Below are 22593 nucleotides of genomic sequence, written 5' to 3'. Positions count from 1 at the left end.
AAAAGTTAGTTGTAACGTCTAGTGCTTGGGGTGTTTTTAATTGGTTCAAGAATTAATCTTTTAAAAAGAGTTCAAAGACGACATGGCGCAAGCTATTTTTTATGAATGTAAGAGTTTAACTGCTGTTTTTGACTTTTTTTAAAAAAAAAGACTAAACAACTTGACATAACCAGTTATAAACGTTAATATACTAACTATAAGGAAGCGTTTTCAGCCTTTTTTTATTCTCATTTTTAAAAAGAGATTTAAAAACGTTGAAAATAAACAATATAAAAAAAGGAGCATTAAGAAATTCTTATGGCAAAAAAATTATTTGAAAAACAAAATAAGTATGCTATCCGAAAATTAACAGTTGGGATTTGTTCCACTGTTATTGGACTAAGTTTCTTGACTGGTCAACAAGTTTCCGCAGATGTAAATACTCAGCCAACCGCTGAAGAAGCTGCTGTAACTGAAGTTAGACCTGAAGAGGGTGTCCCTGATGTAGCGAGTGTTGAAGCAAGTTCAGTTGAAACTATGGCAGTAAATGAAACAGCTGCTGAAGAAACAGCAGAAGCTGAAGCACCACAAGCACCAGTGGCTAATACAGAAGTAGCACCAACACCAGTTGCTACAAGTGAGGAGACAACTGAAGCTCCTACTAATCCTTCTGTAAATGAAGAAAATCAACCAGAAGAAGTAGAAGCTGATGCAGAAGCAGAAAATGAAGCTGAAGCACCAGAAGAAACAGCACCAGTTGCACCAGTGGTTACACAAATTGATTTAGATTCAAGAAATGCTCAAAGAAGCACTAACAAATTCATCTTCTCAGAAGGTTGGACGTTTGTTACTGGTGAAGCTTACAAAGATGTCCCTAAAAACACACCTAACATCAATGAAGTTGGTTATGCTATTCCTTTTGTTGGTCAAAAAATTGAATTACTAGCAACCAAATCTCATAATCATGGGGTCGTTGAAGTAAAAGTTGATAATGGGAATTGGACTAGAGTTAATCTTCATCAAGCAAGACGTGGCACTCCTGTTGTAGTTTATACTTCTGAACAACTAGAAGAAGGAGAACATATCCTGGTAGTTCGTTCAACAAGTACAGCTGCTCCTAGACGTAGCAATCATGTTAACCAAGTTAATGGTGCTAAAATCACACATTTGCCTTATGAGGCTGAAAGTCTTGAGTTCCCTGACTATACTGAGTCTACCATTAGTTTAGCTGTTGATGCTCAAATTGACTTAAACCCTGTTATTCAACCAGATTTTCTTGAAAATCCAAGTATCAGCTATACGATTGAATCTGAAGGCAACGAAGCTATTGCAAGCGTTGAAGGAAACAGACTTATTGCTCTTAAAGCAGGAACTGGTAGCTTAAAAGCAACTCTTGATGGAATAACTAAACAATGGACATTAACAGTTACAGCGCCTGCTAGCGAAGAAGAAGGTGAATCAGACGCTTCTGGTGAGGATACAGGAACATCTTCAGAAACTCCAGGTGATTCATCAACTCCAGGTGATACTCAAGAAGGATCTGGCTCAACAAATGAAGCTACTGGTGAAGAGACAGATACACAAGATGGTTCTCAATCATCAGATACATCAGAAGAGGCAGCAGATGAAGAAACAGAAGAAGATGCTGCAGAACCTGTTGTCACTCAAATTGATTTATCTTCTGTTAACTCTCAAAGTGACACTAATAAATTTGTCTTCTCACAAGGTTGGGTTGTAACAGCTAATGAAGCTTATCGTGATGTACCAAAAAACACACCTAACATTGAAAACATTAAATATGACATTCTCTTTGTTGGTCAAAAGATTGAGTTATTAGCAACTAAATCTCACAACCACGGTATAGTTGAAGTGAGTCTTGATGACTCCGGTGTTTGGACTGCAGTTGATTTGTATCAAAGAACAAGAGGACAAGCAGGGGTCGTTTATACTTCTGATTTATTAGAACATGGACCACACAAATTAACTGTTCGTTCAACTAATCGAACAAGTTCTGGTCGTAGTAACCACGTTAACCAAGTGAATGGTGCTCGAGTCACTCATAAACCATATAAAGCAGAGTCAATTCGCTTTACAGAAAGTGGTTTAACACTTAAAGAATCACAATCACTAGACACTCATCTTGAAGTAAATCCTTCTTATGCAGATGCATCACAAGTTACTTATCGAATTGAAGATGATACTATTGCAAGTGTTGATGTTAATGGAAGAGTTAAAGGATTAGTTAGAGGAACAACAAACTTAATTGCAACATTAGGTAAGTTAACTACTAGAATTCCAGTAACTGTTGAAGCAACTGTTGCTGCTTACCGCGGTACTTTTGTTGATAACAACCGTCATTACTATGGTGATGCTTACGCTGAATTAAAAGCTCAAGCTCAAGATGTTGCTAGTCAAAAACTTGTTGGTTGGAAAAAAGAAACGGTTAATACTCAGATAGCCATTTTACCAATTGATTCTGGTTTGAAGAATTTACGTTTTGAATTAGTAGATTTACAAGATGGTAACGGTAACAGTATTGCTAAATCAAATATCACTGCTAATTTCATTAAAGAAATTTCAGGATATCGTGGAAATGCTGGATATCATAGAGCAAATAAATTAACAATTAACAAAACACCAAGTATTTCACGTCCAGATATTTTATCAAATGCTTCAAGTGTTCAAGTTGACTACAATACTATTCAAAATCTATGGTTATCTGTAGCAATTCCTGAAAATGCCAAAGCTGGTAAGTATACAGGAACTGTAAAAGTTTATGCCGATGATATTGCAACACCTCTAAACTTTACCTTGAATCTTGATGTTCAAGATGCAGTTTTAAATGAAGAAAAATCATTTGACATTGAACTTTGGCAATACCCATATCGCTCTGCAGAATACTACAAGGTTGAACCATTCTCTGACAAACACTTAGCAATATTACGTCCAATGATGGAGAAATATAAAGCTATCGGAGGAAATGGTATTACTGCTTCAATCGTTGAAGAAGCTTGGGGTGGACAAACCTATGCTGATGGCGAAGTTAGAGTCCCTTCAATGATTAAATGGACCAAAGAAACAAATGGTGAATTCTCATTTGATTATACTGATTTTGATAAATGGGTGACATTTGCTGATAGTCTTGGTTTAGCTGATAAAGTGGTTGGTTACTCTATGATTCCTTGGGGCAATAAAGTCACTTATCTTGACAAGGCTACTAACGAAAAAGCTTTCGTAGAAGTTCCTGTTACTAGTCGTGATTATGCTACTGTTTGGAGACCTTTCTTAACTTCTCTAGTTGCTCACTTAGATGAAAAAGGCTGGTTCGATCGTTTCTATGTCGGAATTGATGAAAGACCTAACATGGAACTTGCTTTTGGTCTCATTGATAGTGTGAAAAACAAAGACAATAAAACACTTAAAATTGCAGCTGCAGCAAACCACTTCTCAGGTAACTTTGCTTCAACAGCTGAAAGAATTGACCATTTAAGTATCGGAACACCTCACATGAAGTCACAAGCTGCTGAATTTAAGCAAATGGTGGCTGATAGAGCGAAAAAAGGTAAGAAAACCACTCTTTACACGGCTACTGAAGAATATCCAAACTCAATGTTATTCAATATGCCAGGTGAAAGCTACTTCTCAGTACTTTATGGTGCTAAATACAATACTAATGGTTTCTTACGTTGGGCATTGGATGCTTGGGTAAAAGAGCCGTTGAAAGATTTATCACACTGGGCATTTGAATCTGGAGATACACAACTCATTTATCCAGATGAGCCAACAGCAGCAAATCCAAAACCTCAATCAAGTGTTCGTTTAGAAAAAATGGCTGAAGCTGTTAGAGATGTTAATAAGATTTATCAAATGAGAAAAGAATATCCTCAACTAGGAATAGAAATTGATAATCTTTTGAGTTCTCTTGAAGATCGCTATGATAGAACAACACCACATAACGGTATTGGTGAAAGAATTGCAAGAGAACCAAGTGCAACAACTCTAGTAAGTATTCCAAGAGATTTAGCAGCCTTTAAAGTAAGATTAAATGAAATTATTGATCGCTACCTTGAATTGAAAGCATCTGGTGCTGATCCTATTGAAAATCCAAGTATTCTAGATGTTCTTGATAAAAATATTAAAGCGCGCTTCACTTTTGATGGTACTGAGCAGTTGGCTAATGTTAAAACCAATGTTTCAGGTGCTATTCAAAATGATGCTCAAGCAGAATTTGGTCAAGGTGTTGATGGTAAGTCATTGATTGTTAAACCTGGTCAAGCATTGGTTGTTTCAGAAGAAATTAATCTAACTGATAACTATAGCTTGTCATTCTGGATGAAACCAGGTGAAAACAATACAGGTATTTCGTCAATTTTCTGGGATGGTACAAATCCAACTAATACTGGTGCACAAAGTATTTCATTTGACTTGAAAGTTGGTCAAGGCACTTCAGCTAATAATATGGGAATTCATGTTAAAGAAGGTTACTTGACATACCAATATGCTGAAAATGGTAATGGATGGAAACACTATACTATTGTTAAAGACACAGCAGCTGGTAAGTTGAAACTTTATGTCAATGGTGTTAAACAACCAGATATTCTTTGGCCACCTGCTAATCAAACCAAACAACCTGTTAAGTTACCAATTAAATATATTGGTGGTAAAAACTTTAATGGGGAATTAGATGATGTTATTGTTTTTGATAAGGTTCTTTCAGACTTTGAGATTGCTGAGTTAGCAACTAGACCAGGTATCAATGCACCAGATACTGTTAGTCTTTCAAAAGATCAAACAAAACGTATTCCAGTGACACTTTCTAAAATCACAGGCGACCTTGTATATCAAGTCGCAGATGTTGCTATTGCAACTGTTGATGCAGAAGGTCTTATCACTCCAAAACATGCTGGTGAAACATCTGTAACAATTGCAACTACTGATGGATTGCATTCTAAAGTTGTTAAAATTATTGTTACTCACGCTTTACATAGTCAAATTCCAACACATGTCTTACCTGAAGAATTCGCTAAAGCAATGGACCGTGTTCCAGGTGAATACTTAGGTCAACCTGATATGGTTATGCTTGAAGATGGCAAAACACTGATTACTGTTTACCCTAAAGGTCACGGACATGGTGAAATTGTTCTTCGTCGTTCAGAAGACGGTGGTCTCACTTGGTCTGATCGTTTACCAGTTCCAGATGAGTGGAAAGAGTCTCGTGAAACTCCAACACTTTACACTCTAAACTTTGCTGACGGACGTCAAGAAGTAATGCGTATTACTGGTGGACCAAAACAAGCTGGTTGGGGTGATGGTAAAGGTGGATTCTACACCTCAATTTCTAAAGACAAAGGTCGCACATGGAGCCCAGAGAAAAAATTCTACACTGACCAAACAGTTGTAGTAGGTATGGCATCACTAGTTCAAATGTATGAAAATGGTCGTCCTATCGATAAATGGATGGGTGTCTACCATGACCATACTAACTTTATCAACTATAAGACTTATCTTACTTTTGATGCCGATGGAAATGAGTTATGGTCAACTCCAGAAGCTTATCTCTCACAACACCGTCAAACTGAAGCATACTATCAAATTAGTGAAGTTGGTATTGTTAGAACACCAGATAAGACAAAACTTATCGCTCTTGGTAGAACACAAGCACACAATGACTTATCAACAATCTTCTTCTCAGAAGATGAAGGTCAAACATGGAGCAAACCAAAACCAATGCCTGCTTCTCTTCTTGGAGAACGTCATAAGATTGCAGTTGACCCAGTTTCAGGTCGCTTAGTGATTACCTTTAGAGAAATCATTCAAGATTACAATAACAATGGTGCTCTAGAAAGAAATGACTGGATGTCAGGTGATTGGATTGCTTGGGTTGGTACATTTGACGACTTGTTAAATGGCGGAGAAGGTCAATACCGTATTCTATTAGGTGAAGATTTCACTCCAAATGCTAAATCAGGAGATACTGGATACACAGGACTTGTTATCTTAAGTGATGGTACAATTGTGGCTAATTCATATGGTGTCTTTTATCAAGAAGATGCTAGAGTGAAACCAAACAATACTGCTAGCAATATTACTTGGACAACTTCAATCAGAAGTGTTCGCTTTAAACTAGAAGATATTGACTTGTTGGCTGCAACACCTGAGGAAAAAGTTGCTCTTGCTGAACAGTTAGACACTCTTGCTAAACAAGCACTTACTGTTGCTAACCAAGACGGACTTATCAACCCTGAGGAAGCTTTAGGACTCACTGAGTTAAACAAAGAAGTTGTCGCTAAAAAAGCCTTAGCAGATAAAGCTGTTAAAGCATTGCCAGCTACAAATGCTGATAAAGCAGGTCTTCAAGCTCGACTTGATGCTCTTACAGGTATTACTGTTCCAGAAGTAACAGATGCAGATAATAATGGTAAAGCAGATGCTACTGAGTTATCTGAAGCTACTGAGTTGGTTGTAGCAGCTGAGGAAGCAAATGCTGTTGTTAAAGAAGCTTTACGATTATTTAATGAAGATGGTAAGATTACTCAAGAAGAAGCTACTGAATTAACGTCTTATAATGATGATGCCAAAGCTAAGAAAGCTGCTGCTGATGTTGCAGTAAAAGCCCTAGCAGATACAGTATCAGAAAAAACTGCTCTACAAAATCGTATCAATGCTTTAGAAGGTATTGTTGTACCAGAAGTTAGTGAAAGCGATGACACAACACAAGAAACACTTGAAGAGACTAAAGAAATTGTTGATTCAACGTCTGGTGTTCGTATCATGTTAGAAGAAGGTGAATTAGCTTCAATTAAGGATGTATCTGTTTCTCAAATTGAAACTGATGATCCTAACACACCAAATATATTGAAGGCACTTGATTATGACTTATTTGACATCGAACTTCTTGATGTTAATGGTGATACTATACAACCTCTAAAGGATGTGTTAGTTGTTTTACCGATTGATAAAGATAAAGAAGTGGCGCGTGTTATTTATCTTCCAAATACAGATCAAGAAGAAATTCTTGACTTCACAATGACTACCTTCACTGATCAAAATGGGGAAACTCATCAAGCTGTTGCCTTTGTTACAAAACACTTTAGTGAATATGGCATTGTCTATAAAACTAAAGTTACTAAAGTACCAAATAATGCTCCAAGTTACGAGCTTCCTGAGTCTGACTTTGTTGCAGAAACAGCAGTACCTAAAGCTGCACCAACTGCTGAAGACAAGCCAGTCTTTGAAGGAATTTTAGAAACAAAAGTGCCAGAAACAGCACCAACTGCAGAGGACAAGCCAGCCTTTGAAGGAACATTAGAGACAAAAGTGCCATCAACTGCACCAATTGCAGAAGATAAGCCAGCCTTTGATGGTCAGTTGCAATCATTAAGTACTAAGCCTAAAACAATGGCTAAGGATAAAGAAGCTAAAGAAGCACCTAAAACTTCTCAAACATCACAAGCTAAAACATTACCTAATACAGGTGATTCTACAAATACAGCAGTGGTTGGAACATTAGTGGCTTTATCATCACTAGCTTTATATGGCTATGGCAGAAAAAAACGTGAGAGTGAGTTGTAAGAAAAGAGACTTACTCCACTAATCAAAAATATTTCATCACCTTAAAGGATTGACAAGAAAAACATTTTGAGAGAGAACGAATTTCGTTCTCTCTTTTTTTCGTCAATTATTAAATAAATGCTATTAAAAAATGATTGACTTTAAAAGTTTATTTATGTTACTATTTAAGTAAACACTGTTATCTTAAGTGGAGGTTTTAACTTGCGTAATAAAGAAAAGACAATTGAAAATATTTTAGAGAGTGCTCGTGAAGAGTTTACTAAGCATGGTTTTGAGAAAGCTTCTATTAGAGTGATTGCAAAAAATGCAGGCGTTACTCCAGGGGCAATCTATAAACATTTTGACTCCAAAGAAACTATTTTTAAGGCGATTGTTAGTCCAGTATTAGATCAGTTTTATAAAAAGACTCAAGAATTGACTCAACGAGCCTTAGAAGCAATACAATTAGATGATTTTTCTGGTTTTCAAGAAATAGCAACAAAAGATAACAAAGATTTGTTAGACGACATTTATCAAAATTTTGCTATTTTTAATCTCCTTTTTAACGCTTCTCAAGGCACTCATTACGACTCTATTCAGCATGAAATTGTTAATTTTGAGGTGGCTGAGGCAAAAAAAATAATGTCAGCTCTAAGAGAAAAGAAGATTCCAATCAAACCTTTTAATGATAGAGAACTTCATATTCTCTACACCATGGTGTTAACACCTCTTTTTGAAATTATTACCCATCAGTATCCTTATGAAGACGCCTTATTATTACTTGATTTAATGGATACGGCTCTAAGATTTGGTTGGGATCAACTAATAAAACCTTATCTAGAAAAGGCTAATTCCAATGAGTTTTAAAGAAATCATTTTAAACAGGAAATGAAATAAATGAATAGAAAGGAAGAAAAGCTATGGAACTATTAAAACGGCATGTAGGAAGAGTCTCTTTGTCAATTTTGATGGCAATATTAGGTGTTGCTTTTGGTGTGCTTCCTTATTTTGCCATAGCCAATATTATCAATTATCTTGTTATTCATCAGACAGATACAAGCTATTATTTTTTACAAATAGGATTGATTTTACTTGGTTTTTTAGGCAATCTTTTATGCCATGAAATATCTACCATCATGTCACATCACTTGGCCTACAAAGTGATTGAAGAAAAAAGACAGGTATTAGCAGACAAATTAGCAAGTATCTCAATGGGAGATGTGGAAAGACGAAGCAGTGGTGAGTGGACACATTTTATGGTTGAAACGCTTGACAAAATGGAAAAACCGATTGCCCATGTTATTCCAGAAGTGATTGCTAATATTCTTATCCCTGTCATTTTAGTGAGCATTATTTTTATCCTTGATTGGCGTATAGGGATAGCCAATCTCCTCACAGTGCCACTAGGATTTTTGTTTTCGATGTTGATGATGCGAGGTTATGAAGAAAAATCAAAGCGTTATCAAGACGCTTCTAAAAAAATGAACACAACAATGGTAGAGTATGTTCAAGCCATTAAGGTGATTAAAGCTTTTAACAAATCAGCATCTTCTTTTGGAAAATTTAAAGAAACGGTGAATGAACATAAAAGAGCTATGTTGGATTGGTATTTGAGTGTTTGTTTTTCTGCTACAGCTACAATGGAAGTGATTCCAGCTACCATGGTTTTTGTGTTACCAACTGCCTTATTTTTCTTTATGAAAGATGAGATAACCGTTGGCACACTAATCACCTGTCTTTTACTGTCTTATGCGTCATATAAACCTTTATTGAAAGCCATGAGCCATCTTGAAACCATTGCTAATATAAAAGTTATTATTGATGAAATTGACAAGGTAATGACTATTCCAGATTTAGAAAGAGGCATAGAAGAAAAAAGGATAAGTCATTATGATATCAGCTTTAAGGGTGTGACTTTTTCATATGATTTATCAAAAAAGGTTTTAAATCAGCTATCGTTTAAAGCTAATGAGAATGAATTGACAGCAATAGTTGGCTATTCAGGCAGTGGGAAGTCTACCATTGCTAAATTGTTAGCAGGTTTTTGGAACAGTACGAGTGGTGATATATTAATTGGTGGGCAATCTATTAATAATATGCCATTAAGTCAGAACATGGCACTAGTAACCTATGTGTCACAGGAAAATTTTTTATTCAATAAAACAATTCTTGATAATTTATTACTGGCTAAAGAGGATGCTAGTATGGAAGAGATAAAAGAAGCTTGTCAAAAAGCCAGTTGTCATGATTTTATAATGGCCTTGCCAAATGGTTATGACACACTTGTCGGCGAAGGAGGAGCTAATCTATCTGGTGGTGAAAAACAAAGAATTGCTCTTGCTAGAAGTTTTCTCAAAAATAGTCCAATTATTGTTTTGGATGAGGCAACTGCCTATGCTGATCCTGATAATGAAGCCATCATTCAGGCTTCTATTAATCAATTGATAAAAAATAAAACTGTTATCATGATCGCCCACAGATTGTCGACGATCGTCAATGCTAATAAAATTATTGTTGTTGATGAGGGACAAGTTGTTGAAGAAGGAACACATCAAGAATTATTAGAGTTAAACGGGAACTATAAGGAGATGTGGCATACTTATATGGACTCTAAAGAAATCGAGGTGGTCTAGTATGAAAGAGATGATAAAAACCTTATATGAAGTCTCAGGAAGCTACTCTAAGCGCATCACTAAAATGCTAATCTTTGATGTGATAAAAAGTATTTTTGAAGGTATTTCTTTAAGTGCCATATTATTTTGTTTGATGAAAATCAGCCACAATGTGTTTGAAAATCAAAGCATTGTTATGGCAGATATCTACCTTGTCTTTTTCATCGCAGCAAGTAGTATGATTGGTAAAATTATATTTGGTTATTTAGCTGACAAAAATAAATATATTGCTTCTTACAGTCTTGGTGCAGAAAATAGACTTTACATTGGTGATAGGTTAAAAAAAGTTAACATGGGTTACTTTAGTCATCACTCCTTAGGGGATGTTTCAGGTGGCTTATCAACAGTTATCGGGGATCTTGAAACGGTAGGTGTTGTTATTGTTGAGCAAATGCTTGTTGGAACCATACAAACTATTATTATGGTGATAGTTATCCTACCTTATGACATCATAACAGCTATGATTATACTCCTAACTTTATTAGTAGCTATTTTTGTCAATGTGCTCACTCAAAAAAAAGTTGATCAATTAACAGGAAAACTCATGAAGCTTAAACTCAACTTGAGTGAAAAAATGCTTGAATATGTTAAAGGCATCGGTGTTACAAAAGCATTTGGTAAAGATCAAAATACCGTAAAAGAATTAAAAACAAGCATTTCAAACAGTCGAGAAGGGTTTTTAGCTGTTGAGAAAATATTAGTGCCAACCCAATTTTCCTTTTTACTTGTCTTTAAGATTGGCATCTGTGTCATAATTTCCAGTTCGTTGATGAGATATTTTTCAGGAACGATTGATGCGACTAAAACGATTATGATGGTAGTCATTAGTTTTGTAGTCTTTAGTGGTTTTGAACTAGCTGGTAGTATGCAAAGTATCAAAGGCGTTGCCGTTCAAAATTTAAAAAGAATTGTTGATTTGAGAAATTTACCAACCATCAAAGAAGGACAGGAAACTGAAATAAAAGAAGCTACTATTAAACTGTCTAACATTTCTTTTGCCTATGATAAGGTTGACTTGTTTAGAGACTTGTCTCTAGTCATTCCCCAAGGGAAAACAACTGCTCTGGTTGGTTTTTCTGGTAGTGGAAAAACAACCTTATCAAACCTTATGGCAAGATTTTGGGATGTCACTTCTGGTGAGGTCTTGATTTCAAATACCAATGTTAAAGATTATCAGTATGATTACTTATTATCTCAGTTTAGTTTTGTTTTTCAGGATGTCTATTTATTTGATGACACGATAAAAAATAACATTACCTTTGGTAATCCTAGTGCTAGTGATGAAGAAATTATTGAAATAGCTAATAAAGCGCAGTGTCATGATTTTATTATGGCACTACCAGACGGTTATAATACTGTTTTACAAGAAGGTGGATCAAACTTATCAGGTGGTGAACGTCAAAGAATTTCAATTGCTAGAGCCATGTTAAAACCTAGTCAATTTGTTATTTTGGATGAGGCAACCTCTAGTATTGATCCTGAGAATGAAAAACAACTTTTACTAGCCTTGAAAAATTTATTAAAAGATAAAACGACAATAATCATCGCACACAAGCTTTCTACCATCAAAAATGCTGATCAGATTGTTGTTTTGAACGAAGGAAAAATTGAACAAATTGGTAGTCATGAAGAGCTAGAAAAAGTACCAGGTATCTATAGTGAATTTCTTGCCAGCAAGAAGTCACTAGAAAAATGGTCAGTCTAGTTTTTGTTAGTGTGACAGAAGACAAAAAGCAGTAGATCTTTAAAACTACTGTTTTTTCTTTACAGTTATCCTATGTTGCTTGCTAAAACCTCTCTTTTTGACTTCAAATAATTATTCTTATAGTGCTATAAGAAATAAGAAGTTTACGAATCAAAAAGAAAGCGCTATCATTTAAGTGAAAGGAAGGAGACTGCTATGAAAATTAGTAACGTAACATTTACTGAATTAGCTGCATCATATGGAGAAGGATTTCCCATGTATCAAGTTTTAGACGAAAAGGGAAATGTTGTCGATAAAGATGCCATGGATAGTTTAACAGATGAAGAGCTTGTTAACTTGATGGAAGCAATCACTTGGGGACGAGCGATGGATGAGCGTGTCATTCTATTGAATCGTCAAGGTGCTCTTAGTAACTACGCCCCAAGTGGTGGTCAAGAAGCAAGCCAATACGGTGCCATGTTGGCACTAGATAAAAATGATGTCTTTGCACCAACCTATCGTGATGTTTTGGTTGCGGTCAAATTTGGTATGACTTTAACCCAAGCTTTCCTTTGGTACAAAGGTCATTTTGCTGCCAATCAATACCCTGATGACCTTCACATGTACTCACCCAATGTTATTGTTGGTGGTAGTGCCATCCAAGCTCTTGGTAATGGTATTGCTAAACGTATGAAAGGTGAAAAACAAATTGCTTTAGCACTAACTGGAGATTCTTCAACTTCACAAGGTGATTTTTATGAAGCTCTCAACTTTGGTGGTGTTTTCAATGCGCAATTAATCATTGTTGTTCAAAACAATGGCTATGGTATTTCTGTTCCAACGTCTAAACAAACCAAAGCAGCTACCCTAGCACAAAAAGCTGTTGCAGCGGGTGTCCCTGCTATTCGTGTGGATGGTATGGATCCTGTGGCTGTTTATTATGCTACTAAAAAAGCGCGTGAGTATGCTATTGAAAATGGGCCAGTTCTTATTGAAAACATGACCTATCGTTATGGTCCACACACCATGTCAGATGATCCAAAACGTTACAGAGAAGATGCTGAAGTAGAAGAATGGCTCAAAAAAGATCCTTTACAACGCCTAGGTAACTATCTGACTGAAAAAGGCTTGTGGAGTCAGGAAAAAGTTGATGCTATTTATGAGGATGTTAAAACACAGGCTAAAGATGCTTTGACAGAAATGGCAAAAACACCTCCTCAAAAAATAACAGACTTTTTGAAGTTTATGTATGATCAACAACCACAAAATATCAAAGAGCAAATTACTTACTATGAAGCTAAGGAGGAAAACTAATATGCCAGTTCTTACATTAGCACAAGCTGTTACAGAAGGCTTAAAAGAAGCCATGAAAAAACATGACAATACATTAATCTTTGGAGAAGATGTCGGTAAGAACGGTGGCGTTTTCCGTATTACTGCTGGGTTACAAGATGAATTTGGGGAAAATCGTGTTTTTGATACCCCACTTGCTGAATCAGGCATTATTCATATGTCTGTTGGGCTTGCTCAAGAAGGTTTTATCCCAATTCCAGAAATTCAATTCTCAGGCTTTATTATTGAAGCAATGGATGCTTTGATTGCTCAATTGCCAAGACAACGTTATCGTTCTGGTGGCACAAGAAATGCGCAAGTTACTATTCGTGCTCCTTATGGAGGTGGTGTTCATACACCGGAACTTCACTCTGATAGTTTAGAAGGTATGTTTGCTCAAATTCCAGGTCTACGTGTTGTTATTCCATCATCAGCTTATGATGCCAAAGGTTTGTTGATTTCTGCCATCGAGTCAGAAGATCCTGTCTTTTTCTTAGAACATCTTCGTCTTTATCGTACTGTTAAAGATGAAGTACCTGAAGGTTATTACACTGTTCCTTTAGACAAAGCAAATGTTGTTCGAAAAGGAGAAGATGTCACCCTAATTGGCTATGGCTTGATGGTGCCACTTGCTGTTCAAGCTGCTGAACAATTAGAAAAAGAAGGCATTAGTGCTGAAGTGATTGATTTAAGAACAGTTTCTCCAGTAGACTATGAAACTATTGAAAAATCTGTTGCTAAGACTCACCGTGTTGTTGTTTTACAAGAATCACAACGTCAAGCAGGAACAGCAGGTCAAGTCATGTCAGAAATTGCTGAGCGTCAATTCATGAACTTAGATGCCCCAGTGGCTCGTGTGACTGCACCAGATACGATATTCCCATTTGGTCTTGCTGAAGAAGATTGGATGCCAAACGCAGAAGATATTGTCGCTAAAGCAAAAGAAATCGTAGAATTTTAGGAGGACACACTATGTATCAATATATTTTACCTGATGCAGGTGAAGGGACACACGAAAGTGTTGTCATGTCTTGGGCTGTCGGTGTCGGTGAAAAAATCAATGAAGATGACACCCTATTAGAAATTGAAAGTGACAAGGCTGTTGTTGAACTGCCAAGCCCAATCACTGGTTATTTAGCAAAAATTTATGTGGAAGCTGGTGACACTGGTATTGTTGGGGAACCTATTGCAGATATTGCTGAAACCGAAGAAAAATTAAAAGCTTATCAATCAGGCGGTGAGCCACCAAAACCAGAAACTAAAAAAGAAGAAGCACCAGTTGTTGAAGAAGTTGTTTCAACACAATCCACTTCAGCGCCACAAGCAACAAAAGAAGTTGATGAGAGTGTTGATATCAGAACACTTGCGGTTCCAAGAGTACGTCGTTATGCTCGGACAAAAGGCGTAGATATTCGTTTAATTGAGGGAACTGGAAATCATGGCAAAGTAACAATAGAAGATATTGATCGATTTGTAGAAAACCCAGTTACTGTTAAAGAAAGCACTACTGAGAAAGTTATTCCAGCAGCAGAAACACAATCAGTTGTTGAAAAAGCAAGTCCTAAAGTGGTATCTGGAGATGACTTCCCTGAAACCATAGAAAAATTACCAGCTATTAGACGTACCATTGCTGACGCATTATCTAAGAGTAGCAGTGAGGTGGCTCAAGTAACTGTGTTTGACCAAGTAGAGGTGGATGCCTTAGTAGCACACAGAAATAAAATGAAAGTACTAGCAGCGGATAGAGACATTAAGCTAACCTTCACACCATATCTTGTAAAAGCCTTGGTTGGTTTATTAAAACACTTCCCAGACCTTAATGTGTCACTAGATATGGCTAATAACGAAATCATTCATCATCACTACTATAACATTGGTGTTGCAACTGATACACCAAGAGGATTGATGGTACCTATGATTCGCCATGCAGAACGTAAGAGTCTCTTTGATATTGCTCAAGAAATTGCTGATATTTCTCAAAAAGCTCGTGATGGCAAACTTGCTGCTTCTGATATGGGTAAAGGATCGATGTCAGTGACAAATGTAGGTGCAGCAGCAACAGCAGGTGTTTGGTCAACACCAATCATCAATCTTCCAGAAATTGCAATCTTAAACGTTGGTCGCATTGATAAAGTCTTTCTTCCTGATGAAGAGGGGAATCCTGTTCTTAAACAAGTGATGAAAATTTCTTTTGCTTTTGATCACCGAGCAATTGATGGGGTTTATGCTCAAAAAGCCATCAATCTTCTTAAGAGCTATCTTAGTGACCCAGATTTATTATTAGCAGAGGGGTGATGATATGGTAGTTGGCGGATTTACAAATGAAGTAGACACTATTGTTATCGGCTCTGGACCAGGCGGTTATGTCGCAGCTATTAGAGCATCTCAACTAGGACAAAAAGTAGTGATTGTTGAAAAAGAGGCAGTTGGTGGTGTTTGCTTGAATGTTGGCTGTATCCCTTCAAAAGCCTTGATACATGTGGGACATGAATATGCAAATGCTAAAAAGCCACTTCCTTTTGGCTTAACAATTGGTAAGAGTCAATTAGATTTTAAAAAGGCACAGGAATGGAAAAATACAGAAGTTGTCTCTAAATTGACAACTGGTGTTAAAACTCTTTTAAAGAAAAATAAAGTAACAATTGTTGAAGGCGAAGCTCATTTTGTTGCAAAAGATACTGTTTTTGTTACTCCAAAAGATGGCCTTGGTGAAGCTTATCGCTTTAAAAATGCTATTTTGGCTGTTGGGAGTCGTCCAATTGCATTAAAAGCCTTTCCATTTAATGAGGATATTTTAGACTCAACAGGCCTCTTAAATTTAACTGAAATTCCTAAGGAATTAGCTATTATTGGTGGTGGCTATATTGGTATGGAGCTTGCCATGGCTTATGCCAATTTGGGTAGTCATGTCACTGTTTTAGAAGGACAAGACAGTGTTTTAAATGGTTTTGAAAAAGACCTGATTAAACCAGTCTTAGATGAAGCAGAAAAATTAAAGATGACAATCATCACTAATGCCAAAGCCTCCCGCTATGAGAAAGATAAAAAAGGTCTTCATCTTTTCTATGAGATTGGAGGAAAAGAAGAAGAAGTGTTGGCTGATAAAATTGCAGTAATGGTTGGTCGTAGACCTAATACAGATATGATGAGTGTTGAGTTATCAGGTATTGAGCTTGACGACAAAGGTTTAATTCCGGTTAATGAGCAAATGCAAACTAGTCAACAACACATTTATGCGATTGGTGATATTACAAAAGGTCCTGCTCTAGCCCACAAAGCCTCTTATGAAGGCAAAGTAGCAGCAGAAGCCATCTCACAAGTGCCAGGAGTTGCAGCTGATTATCTTGTTATTCCAACGGTTGCTTATACACAACCAGAAATTGCAACAGTAGGCTTAACCAAAGAAAAAGCCAAAGAAAATGGTATCACTCCTAAAGTTGCTACTTTTAGATTTGCAAGTAATGGCAGAGCCTTATCAATGAACCATCCTGAAGGTTTTGTTCGATTAGTTTCTGATAAAGATACCAATCAACTGCTTGGAGCACAATTAGTGGGACCAGGAGTCAGTGAATTGATTGGTGAGATCACTTTAGCCATTGAAAACTTACTGACCGCAGAAGATATCACACTAACCATTCACAACCATCCAAGTTTATCAGAAACGATTATGGACGCAAGCGAAGTGTTACTAGGACACGGTATTCATCAGTAAAGGAGAATTATGGAAAATAAATTGTCGGCAAAAGCATTTGCCATGAATGTACTAAATGGTATTGCAACAGGATCAGTAGTTGTTTTAATTCCTGGAGCACTCCTTTCAGAACTTGTTAAACTTTTACTCCCAAGTATGCCATTTTTGACTCCCTTATCATGGGGCCTTTCAATGTCAAATGCAACAATGGGCTTGGTTTGTGGTTTCATGGTTGGACTGAATTTCAAATTTAATCCGATACAATCTGCTTCACTTGGTTTAGCAACCTTGTTTGCTTCTGGTTCAGTCATGATGAAAGATGGTGTTCTCATGATGGCAGGAGCTGGAGATATCATTAACATGTTAATCACCTCAGCTCTTGGTGCTGCCCTTATTTTGTGGGTTGGTAATGGCCTAAAAGCCTATACAATCTTAGTTATCCCACCATTGTTAATGTTGGTTGTCGGCTTATTTGGACGTTTGATCTTACCTTATGTTGCCATGATTACTGAGTGGATAGGTTTGGGCGTTGCGCAATTACTACAATTGCAACCACTCATCATGTGTATGTTGATTGCAATGATTTTTGGTATACTGATTGTCTCTCCAATCACAACGGTTGGTATTGCACTAGCGATAAACCTATCAGGAATTGGTTCTGGAGCTGCCAATCTTGGTGTCTGTGCCACAGGATTTGCTTTTGCCATTTTAGGATGGGCTGTTAACACAAGAGGAACCTCATTTGCTCACTTTATTGGTTCACCTAAAATTTCTATGCCAAACGTGGTTAAGAATCCAAAAGTTATGCTACCTGTTATCTCTTCAGGTGCCTGTACAGGTGTGTTAGCTTATCTTTTTAACATTCAAGGCACACCAATGAGTGCTGGTTTTGGCTTTAGTGGCCTGGTTGGACCTCTTAATCATCTCAATTTAGCGAGTGGTGGATGGTCTATCACTAATATCTTGATTACGTTACTAGTGTTTGCTGGTGGGCCGATAGTCTTTGGCTTACTGTTTAAATACTTATTTATGAATGTTCTTGGTATTGTTACTCCAGAAGATTATCGTCTAAATATTTAAAGGTTGAGGGTATGTCTTACTTGAGACTTCGGTAGCAAGAAAAGGCATACCTTTTAGTTAGGAAGTGATTGGATGTCATTATTAATTGATAAATTATTAGAAGCTAGACCGGAAATAAAAACTAGCAAAAAACCAATGCATTTAGTGGTTGTTAAAGCAGCTGATGATGAAGTGTTATCAAGTGTTGAAAGAGCTATTTTAGAAAAAAGAATATATGCTTATTTGATTGATGATGAAAAGCAATTAAAAGAAAAAATGAGTCATTATGATATAGCTGATGATTCTTTTGAAATAATCAACATTGCAGATGAACAAGAAGCAGCATTTAAAGCGGTAGAATTAGTACGAGAAAAGAAGGCACAAGCAATATTAAAAGGTCATCTACCAACAGGAAAAGTGCTAAAAGAAGTGGTTAATAGAGAAACAGGCATTAAAAAAGCCGATACCCTATCACATGTGGCTGTTCTTTCAATGCCATCGCTCAATCACCTGATTGCAGTAACCGATGGTGGTTTGATTTTACAAGCAGACAGAGATAATGCCAAAGTAATCATCAAAAATGCAAGAGAAGTTATGACAGCTTTAAAAGTATCTCCTATCAAAGTTTCACTTTTATCAGCTGCAGAAACAGTAATCCCCAAATTACCATCATCGGTCATGGAAAGCTTAGTAGCTGAGGATTATCAAGAACAAAACGATATCATCGTAGAAGGGCCACTTTCAATTGATTTATCATTATCAAAAGAAAGTGCCAAAGAAAAAGCTTATTCAGGTAAAATACAAGGGGATGCCAATATCTTGGTGGCTCCTGATATTGTAACAGGTAATGTTTTTTCAAAATCACTAACCTTATTTGGTGGTTCAGAAATGGCAGGAATTATTATGGGAGCTAAAGCACCTGTGATTATTACATCTAGAAGCTCAAGTTTTGAAGAAAAGTATGCTTCCATTTTACTAGCTCAAATTCTCATGCTAGATGCTGATTAAAGAATAGGAGACTAATATGAAAACGATTATTGCCATTAACCCCGGGGCTACTTCAACAAAAATTGCCCTCTATCAAGATAAACACCTTCTTTGGAAAGAAGAGATTTTGTACACTCCAGAAGACTTAGAATCTTATAGCAAAGTTTTTGATCAATTTGAACGTCGTTTAAAAGACATCGAAAAAATCCTTGTAAAACATCAGGTAGATAAGATTGATGTTGCTGTTGGACGTGGTGGTTTGATTGGACCTGTTAAACCTGGTGCTATTTTGGTAACTGATGAACTGATTAATCATTTGGAATATCATCCTTTATTAGAGCACCCATCTAATCTTGGTGCAAAACTAGCTAAATTTATTATGGCAGACTATGGTAATGATAAACCAGCTTACGTTTATGACCCCGTTACCGTAGACTCTATGCGTGATGTCTCAAGATTAACAGGAATTAAAGGAATTGAACGCACTTCAACTGGACATCATCTCAATATGAGAGCAGTGGCTCGAAAAATATCTGAAGATTTAGGCAAACCCTATGAAGAGTTAAATATTGTGATTGCTCACCTTGGTGGAGGCTCGACAGCCAGTGCCCATGAAAAAGGAAAAATTGTAGACTTTGTCTCTGATGATGAGATTATGTTTTCAGCTGAAAGATCAGGAGGAATGCCTTTAAAAGCCATTATTGGTAAGATTAAAGAAATGGGAATTGATGATTTTAACTATCTAGCCAGAAAAAAAGCTGGCCTACAATCACATTGTAAGACAGCTGATTTGCGAGAAGTAGAAAAAAGAATGGCAGAAGGCGATAAAGAAGCAAGTCTAGTTTTTGATGCCTTAGCTTTAGGAATTGCTAAAACCTTAGCCACTTTGGCAGTTAGTATTAATGGGCCTATTGATATGGTTTCTATGACAGGTGGTATGGCCTATTCAAAAGCACTTTGTGAGGCTGTTAGAAAACGTGTAGCCTTTATCGGACCTTTTAAAGTTTATCCTGGTGAGTTTGAGTTGGAAGCTTTGGCACTTGGTGGTCTTAGAGTATCAAATCAAGAAGAAAATTACCAAGTCTTATCCTTCACAAATCATTAATGATGTTTTATGGCGTCAATAAATTGACTGACTACTTGAGAATGATTAGGATTTTTACGATAAGCCAGACCTTGTTTGTACTGACTTTGAATATCATGGAGAGGAATCCAAACCAAATCCTCTACTGGACTAAGTTCTTTTAACTCTGTTGGTAAAATAGTGACAGCGTTCAATTTGTTAAGACTATGTAGTAGAATTTCAAAATCATTATGAGTCATAATGACTTGATTTAGAATTCCTAATTCTCGACAGCGTTTTTTTGTCAATTCACCTAAAGCAAAATGATCACTAAGACTAGCAATATAGGATTCTTTTAAATCTTTAAAAACAACTTTTTTTCTAGATGCTAGTGGATGATTTTTAGGAACAACCACACAGGTGGAATAGCTAGCGTTGTTTATGGCTACCGGATCAATAATAATATCATGTTCTATTTGAGGAAAAGAAAGAATGCCGACATCAATTTTTTCTTGAGCTAAGAGATGTTGTAATTTCATAGAGCCCTCTTGAACAATATGAACATCAATGGTTGGGTTTTGGCGAATAAAACGAGAAATTTGATCAATAAATTGTAACATGGTTAAAAACGTCACACCGATAGTGATACATTGTCTTTCATGTTTGGTTTTATTTTGAATATCAAAAATAAGCTGATTAAAATCACGGACTAAGGGTTCCCCTTTTTCTAGCAATAATTGCCCCGTTTCAGTCAAATGAAGCCTGTGGTCATGGTAGACAAATAACTGCGTGTTTAACTCATCTTCCATTTTTGAAATGGATTGTTTTAAAGCAGGTTGCGAAATAAACAGACTTTTTGCAGCATGCGAATAATTTTGCGTTTTTGCAATAGCTAGGAAATAAGAAATTTGACGAATATCCATAATAAAACACTTTCTATATGAAACTTATCCTAACAATAGCTCTTTACTTATTCATGTAAAAAAATGAGAGGAAGGTAATATGCAACATGTCAATTTAGAACGTATTTTTGATAAATTTGTACAAACAAATGAATTGCCTCGAGCAATCATACGTCTCAAAAAGCGCCATAGTGATGACTATATTCAGCTATCTCATGGAGATATCAAAGAAGATACCCCTTTTGTTTTAGCTAGTGTAACAAAGTTATGGATGACAACAATTATTCTTCAACTGATTGATCAGAAAAAACTTGATTATAAAACTATTATAACGAATTTTTTCTCAAAAGAAAAGTTGAAAAACTTGCATCACTATGCTGGAAAAGACCAGACAAAACATATCACTATCGCTGATTTATTATTTCAAACCAGTGGTTTACCAAATGTATTTTATGAAGAACCAATTTTATTAAAAAATAGAATAAAACAGGAAGATTTTTCATATGAATTTTCAGATATGTTAGATTGGGTAAAACAAACAGAGTCTCATTTTATTCCAGGCAGTAAAGAAGCTTATTATGCTGATATTAATTATATGCTTCTTGGTCAAATCATTGAAAGCATCACTCATCAGTCTTTGGATGCTTGTATTGAAAAAAATATTTTTAGCCCACTTTTAATGAATCACTCATTTTTAACTAGTAGCGAATTTGCAATGATTCCACCTCTTTATACTGGAGAGGATTATTTGGCACGTCCAAAGGTCATCTCTAGTGCTCAAGGAGCTGGTGGTGGTGTTTCAACAACGGCTGATTTAATGATTTTTATTCAAGCTTTTGTTGAAGGACGCTTGTTTGAAAACTCGCATTGGCAGAAAATGGCACATTATTTACCACTTCAAGGAGATTATGCTCCTGTAGAGTATGGTGGTGGTCATATGAAGCTAACCATGGGGCAATTTGAAAAAGAAGATAGATTGTCTTTTTATGGGCATTCAGGATTGTCAGGTGCCTTTGCTTTTTACTGTCCACAGCTTGATGTTTATTTGACAGGAACAACCGATAATGCAGGACGCTCAGAATTATGTATCCAGTTGATTTACCTTATTCTTTTTGAATTGGAAAAAGAAGCAAAAATAAGAAAGGCAACATAGGCAATTTGAATGTTAGATAGAGAAATTGAAGCACTGCACGAATTATTGTCAAAACATGGCTATTTGGTTGGTAAAACCATGCAAGCAGATATCATGTTTAAGTATACTGTACCAATTAGTGTGGAAGAAAAGCTGTCTTTAACCGTTTTTAATCCCAATCTTCCTCAAAGTACAATTATCGTTTTAAACCCATCTGGTGTTCTTTATTCATATCGATGGGAAAATGGGATTAAAGATCAAATAACTGATCTACCTCATGATGGTAGTGTGGAAGGACTATTTTTAACGATTAAAGCTCTTCTTCAATAACGATATAAAATAAAAAAGCTCTTATCTTTATAGCAAAATGTCATGGTAGTTTAAAAACCATCACTTGTTAAAAAAGATAAGGGTTTTTCTTTTTATAAAATAACTGCACTAATGAGGTGAAAAAAGATGAAAAACAAAATATCTAATCTCTTTGTTTTAGCGGATTTTCACAATGCTAAAAAGGTATGAGCAAAATAATTGATATTTTAAA

Annotated in this window: 14 protein-coding genes; 13 read left to right on the top strand and 1 reads right to left on the bottom strand. The window is 36.2% G+C overall.

Features of this window, described 5'->3' with window-relative positions:
* Nucleotides 1-297: 297 nt before the first annotated feature.
* From N7659_RS03965 to buk, 11 genes are all read left to right on the top strand, one after another.
* A complete protein-coding gene (locus N7659_RS03965) occupies nt 298-7551 on the top strand; it encodes a glycoside hydrolase domain-containing protein (protein WP_263275933.1) in 7254 nt (2417 codons plus the stop codon).
* Nucleotides 7552-7752: 201 nt separating this feature from the next.
* Nucleotides 7753-8397 carry a TetR/AcrR family transcriptional regulator gene (locus N7659_RS03960; protein WP_263275932.1) on the top strand — a complete coding sequence of 215 codons (645 nt, stop codon included), beginning with the start codon at nt 7753-7755 and terminating at the stop codon, nt 8395-8397.
* 53 nt (nt 8398-8450) lie between these two features.
* A complete protein-coding gene (locus tag N7659_RS03955; RefSeq protein WP_263275931.1) occupies nt 8451-10163 on the top strand; it encodes an ABC transporter ATP-binding protein in 1713 nt (570 codons plus the stop codon).
* A gap of 1 nt (nt 10164) precedes the next feature.
* Entirely contained in the window at nt 10165-11907 is a 1743-nt protein-coding gene (locus tag N7659_RS03950; protein WP_263275930.1) for an ABC transporter ATP-binding protein, read from the top strand.
* Nucleotides 11908-12102: 195 nt separating this feature from the next.
* Complete coding sequence (locus N7659_RS03945; protein WP_263275929.1) at nt 12103-13200, top strand: thiamine pyrophosphate-dependent dehydrogenase E1 component subunit alpha; 1098 nt, start codon at nt 12103-12105, stop codon at nt 13198-13200.
* A gap of 1 nt (nt 13201) precedes the next feature.
* A complete protein-coding gene (locus tag N7659_RS03940; protein WP_199567037.1) occupies nt 13202-14179 on the top strand; it encodes an alpha-ketoacid dehydrogenase subunit beta in 978 nt (325 codons plus the stop codon).
* 11 nt (nt 14180-14190) lie between these two features.
* Complete coding sequence (locus N7659_RS03935; RefSeq protein WP_263275928.1) at nt 14191-15513, top strand: dihydrolipoamide acetyltransferase family protein; 1323 nt, start codon at nt 14191-14193, stop codon at nt 15511-15513.
* A 4-nt stretch (nt 15514-15517) separates the two neighbouring features.
* Entirely contained in the window at nt 15518-16930 is a 1413-nt protein-coding gene (lpdA, locus tag N7659_RS03930) for a dihydrolipoyl dehydrogenase (protein WP_263275927.1), read from the top strand.
* A gap of 9 nt (nt 16931-16939) precedes the next feature.
* Nucleotides 16940-17989 (top strand): PTS transporter subunit IIC, encoded by a 1050-nt coding sequence (locus N7659_RS03925; protein ID WP_263275926.1) that lies wholly within the window; start codon nt 16940-16942, stop codon nt 17987-17989.
* A gap of 72 nt (nt 17990-18061) precedes the next feature.
* Nucleotides 18062-18976: a phosphate acyltransferase gene (locus N7659_RS03920; RefSeq protein ID WP_263275925.1), complete on the top strand. Its 915-nt coding sequence runs from the start codon at nt 18062-18064 to the stop codon at nt 18974-18976.
* Between the two features lie 16 nt (nt 18977-18992).
* Nucleotides 18993-20060: a butyrate kinase gene (gene buk, locus N7659_RS03915; RefSeq protein WP_263275924.1), complete on the top strand. Its 1068-nt coding sequence runs from the start codon at nt 18993-18995 to the stop codon at nt 20058-20060.
* On the opposite strand, the gene N7659_RS03910 is transcribed toward buk, so the two are convergent.
* The gene (locus N7659_RS03910; RefSeq protein WP_258511801.1) at nt 20057-20941 is read right to left on the bottom strand and encodes a LysR family transcriptional regulator; all 885 of its coding nucleotides are present in this window, start codon (nt 20939-20941) and stop codon (nt 20057-20059) included. The genes buk and N7659_RS03910 overlap by 4 nt on opposite strands.
* Before the next feature lie 79 nt (nt 20942-21020).
* On the opposite strand from N7659_RS03910, the gene N7659_RS03905 reads away from it, so the two are divergent.
* Together N7659_RS03905 and N7659_RS03900 are read left to right on the top strand one after the other, a co-directional pair.
* On the top strand, nt 21021-22073 hold the full coding sequence (locus tag N7659_RS03905; RefSeq protein ID WP_263275923.1) for a serine hydrolase domain-containing protein: 1053 nt from the start codon (nt 21021-21023) through the stop codon (nt 22071-22073).
* A gap of 9 nt (nt 22074-22082) precedes the next feature.
* Nucleotides 22083-22382, top strand: a complete 300-nt coding sequence (locus tag N7659_RS03900) for a hypothetical protein (protein WP_263275922.1) — start codon at nt 22083-22085, stop codon at nt 22380-22382.
* The last annotated feature ends 211 nt before the right edge of the window (nt 22383-22593 follow it).

The organism is Streptococcus sp. CSL10205-OR2, assembly GCF_025660655.1.
Lineage (GTDB): Bacteria > Bacillota > Bacilli > Lactobacillales > Streptococcaceae > Streptococcus.
This window is presented reverse-complemented; position numbering and strand designations above follow the sequence as displayed.

Coding starts and splice junctions, on each gene's coding strand:
- N7659_RS03950 (WP_263275930.1), top strand. CDS start 10,165: ATGAAAGAGATGATAAAAACCTTATATGAAGTCTCAGGAAGCTACTCT.
- N7659_RS03900 (WP_263275922.1), top strand. CDS start 22,083: ATGTTAGATAGAGAAATTGAAGCACTGCACGAATTATTGTCAAAACAT.
- N7659_RS03965 (WP_263275933.1), top strand. CDS start 298: ATGGCAAAAAAATTATTTGAAAAACAAAATAAGTATGCTATCCGAAAA.
- N7659_RS03910 (WP_258511801.1), bottom strand. CDS start 20,941: ATGGATATTCGTCAAATTTCTTATTTCCTAGCTATTGCAAAAACGCAA.
- lpdA (WP_263275927.1), top strand. CDS start 15,518: ATGGTAGTTGGCGGATTTACAAATGAAGTAGACACTATTGTTATCGGC.
- N7659_RS03920 (WP_263275925.1), top strand. CDS start 18,062: ATGTCATTATTAATTGATAAATTATTAGAAGCTAGACCGGAAATAAAA.
- N7659_RS03945 (WP_263275929.1), top strand. CDS start 12,103: ATGAAAATTAGTAACGTAACATTTACTGAATTAGCTGCATCATATGGA.
- N7659_RS03935 (WP_263275928.1), top strand. CDS start 14,191: ATGTATCAATATATTTTACCTGATGCAGGTGAAGGGACACACGAAAGT.
- N7659_RS03955 (WP_263275931.1), top strand. CDS start 8,451: ATGGAACTATTAAAACGGCATGTAGGAAGAGTCTCTTTGTCAATTTTG.
- N7659_RS03905 (WP_263275923.1), top strand. CDS start 21,021: ATGCAACATGTCAATTTAGAACGTATTTTTGATAAATTTGTACAAACA.
- N7659_RS03925 (WP_263275926.1), top strand. CDS start 16,940: ATGGAAAATAAATTGTCGGCAAAAGCATTTGCCATGAATGTACTAAAT.
- buk (WP_263275924.1), top strand. CDS start 18,993: ATGAAAACGATTATTGCCATTAACCCCGGGGCTACTTCAACAAAAATT.
- N7659_RS03940 (WP_199567037.1), top strand. CDS start 13,202: ATGCCAGTTCTTACATTAGCACAAGCTGTTACAGAAGGCTTAAAAGAA.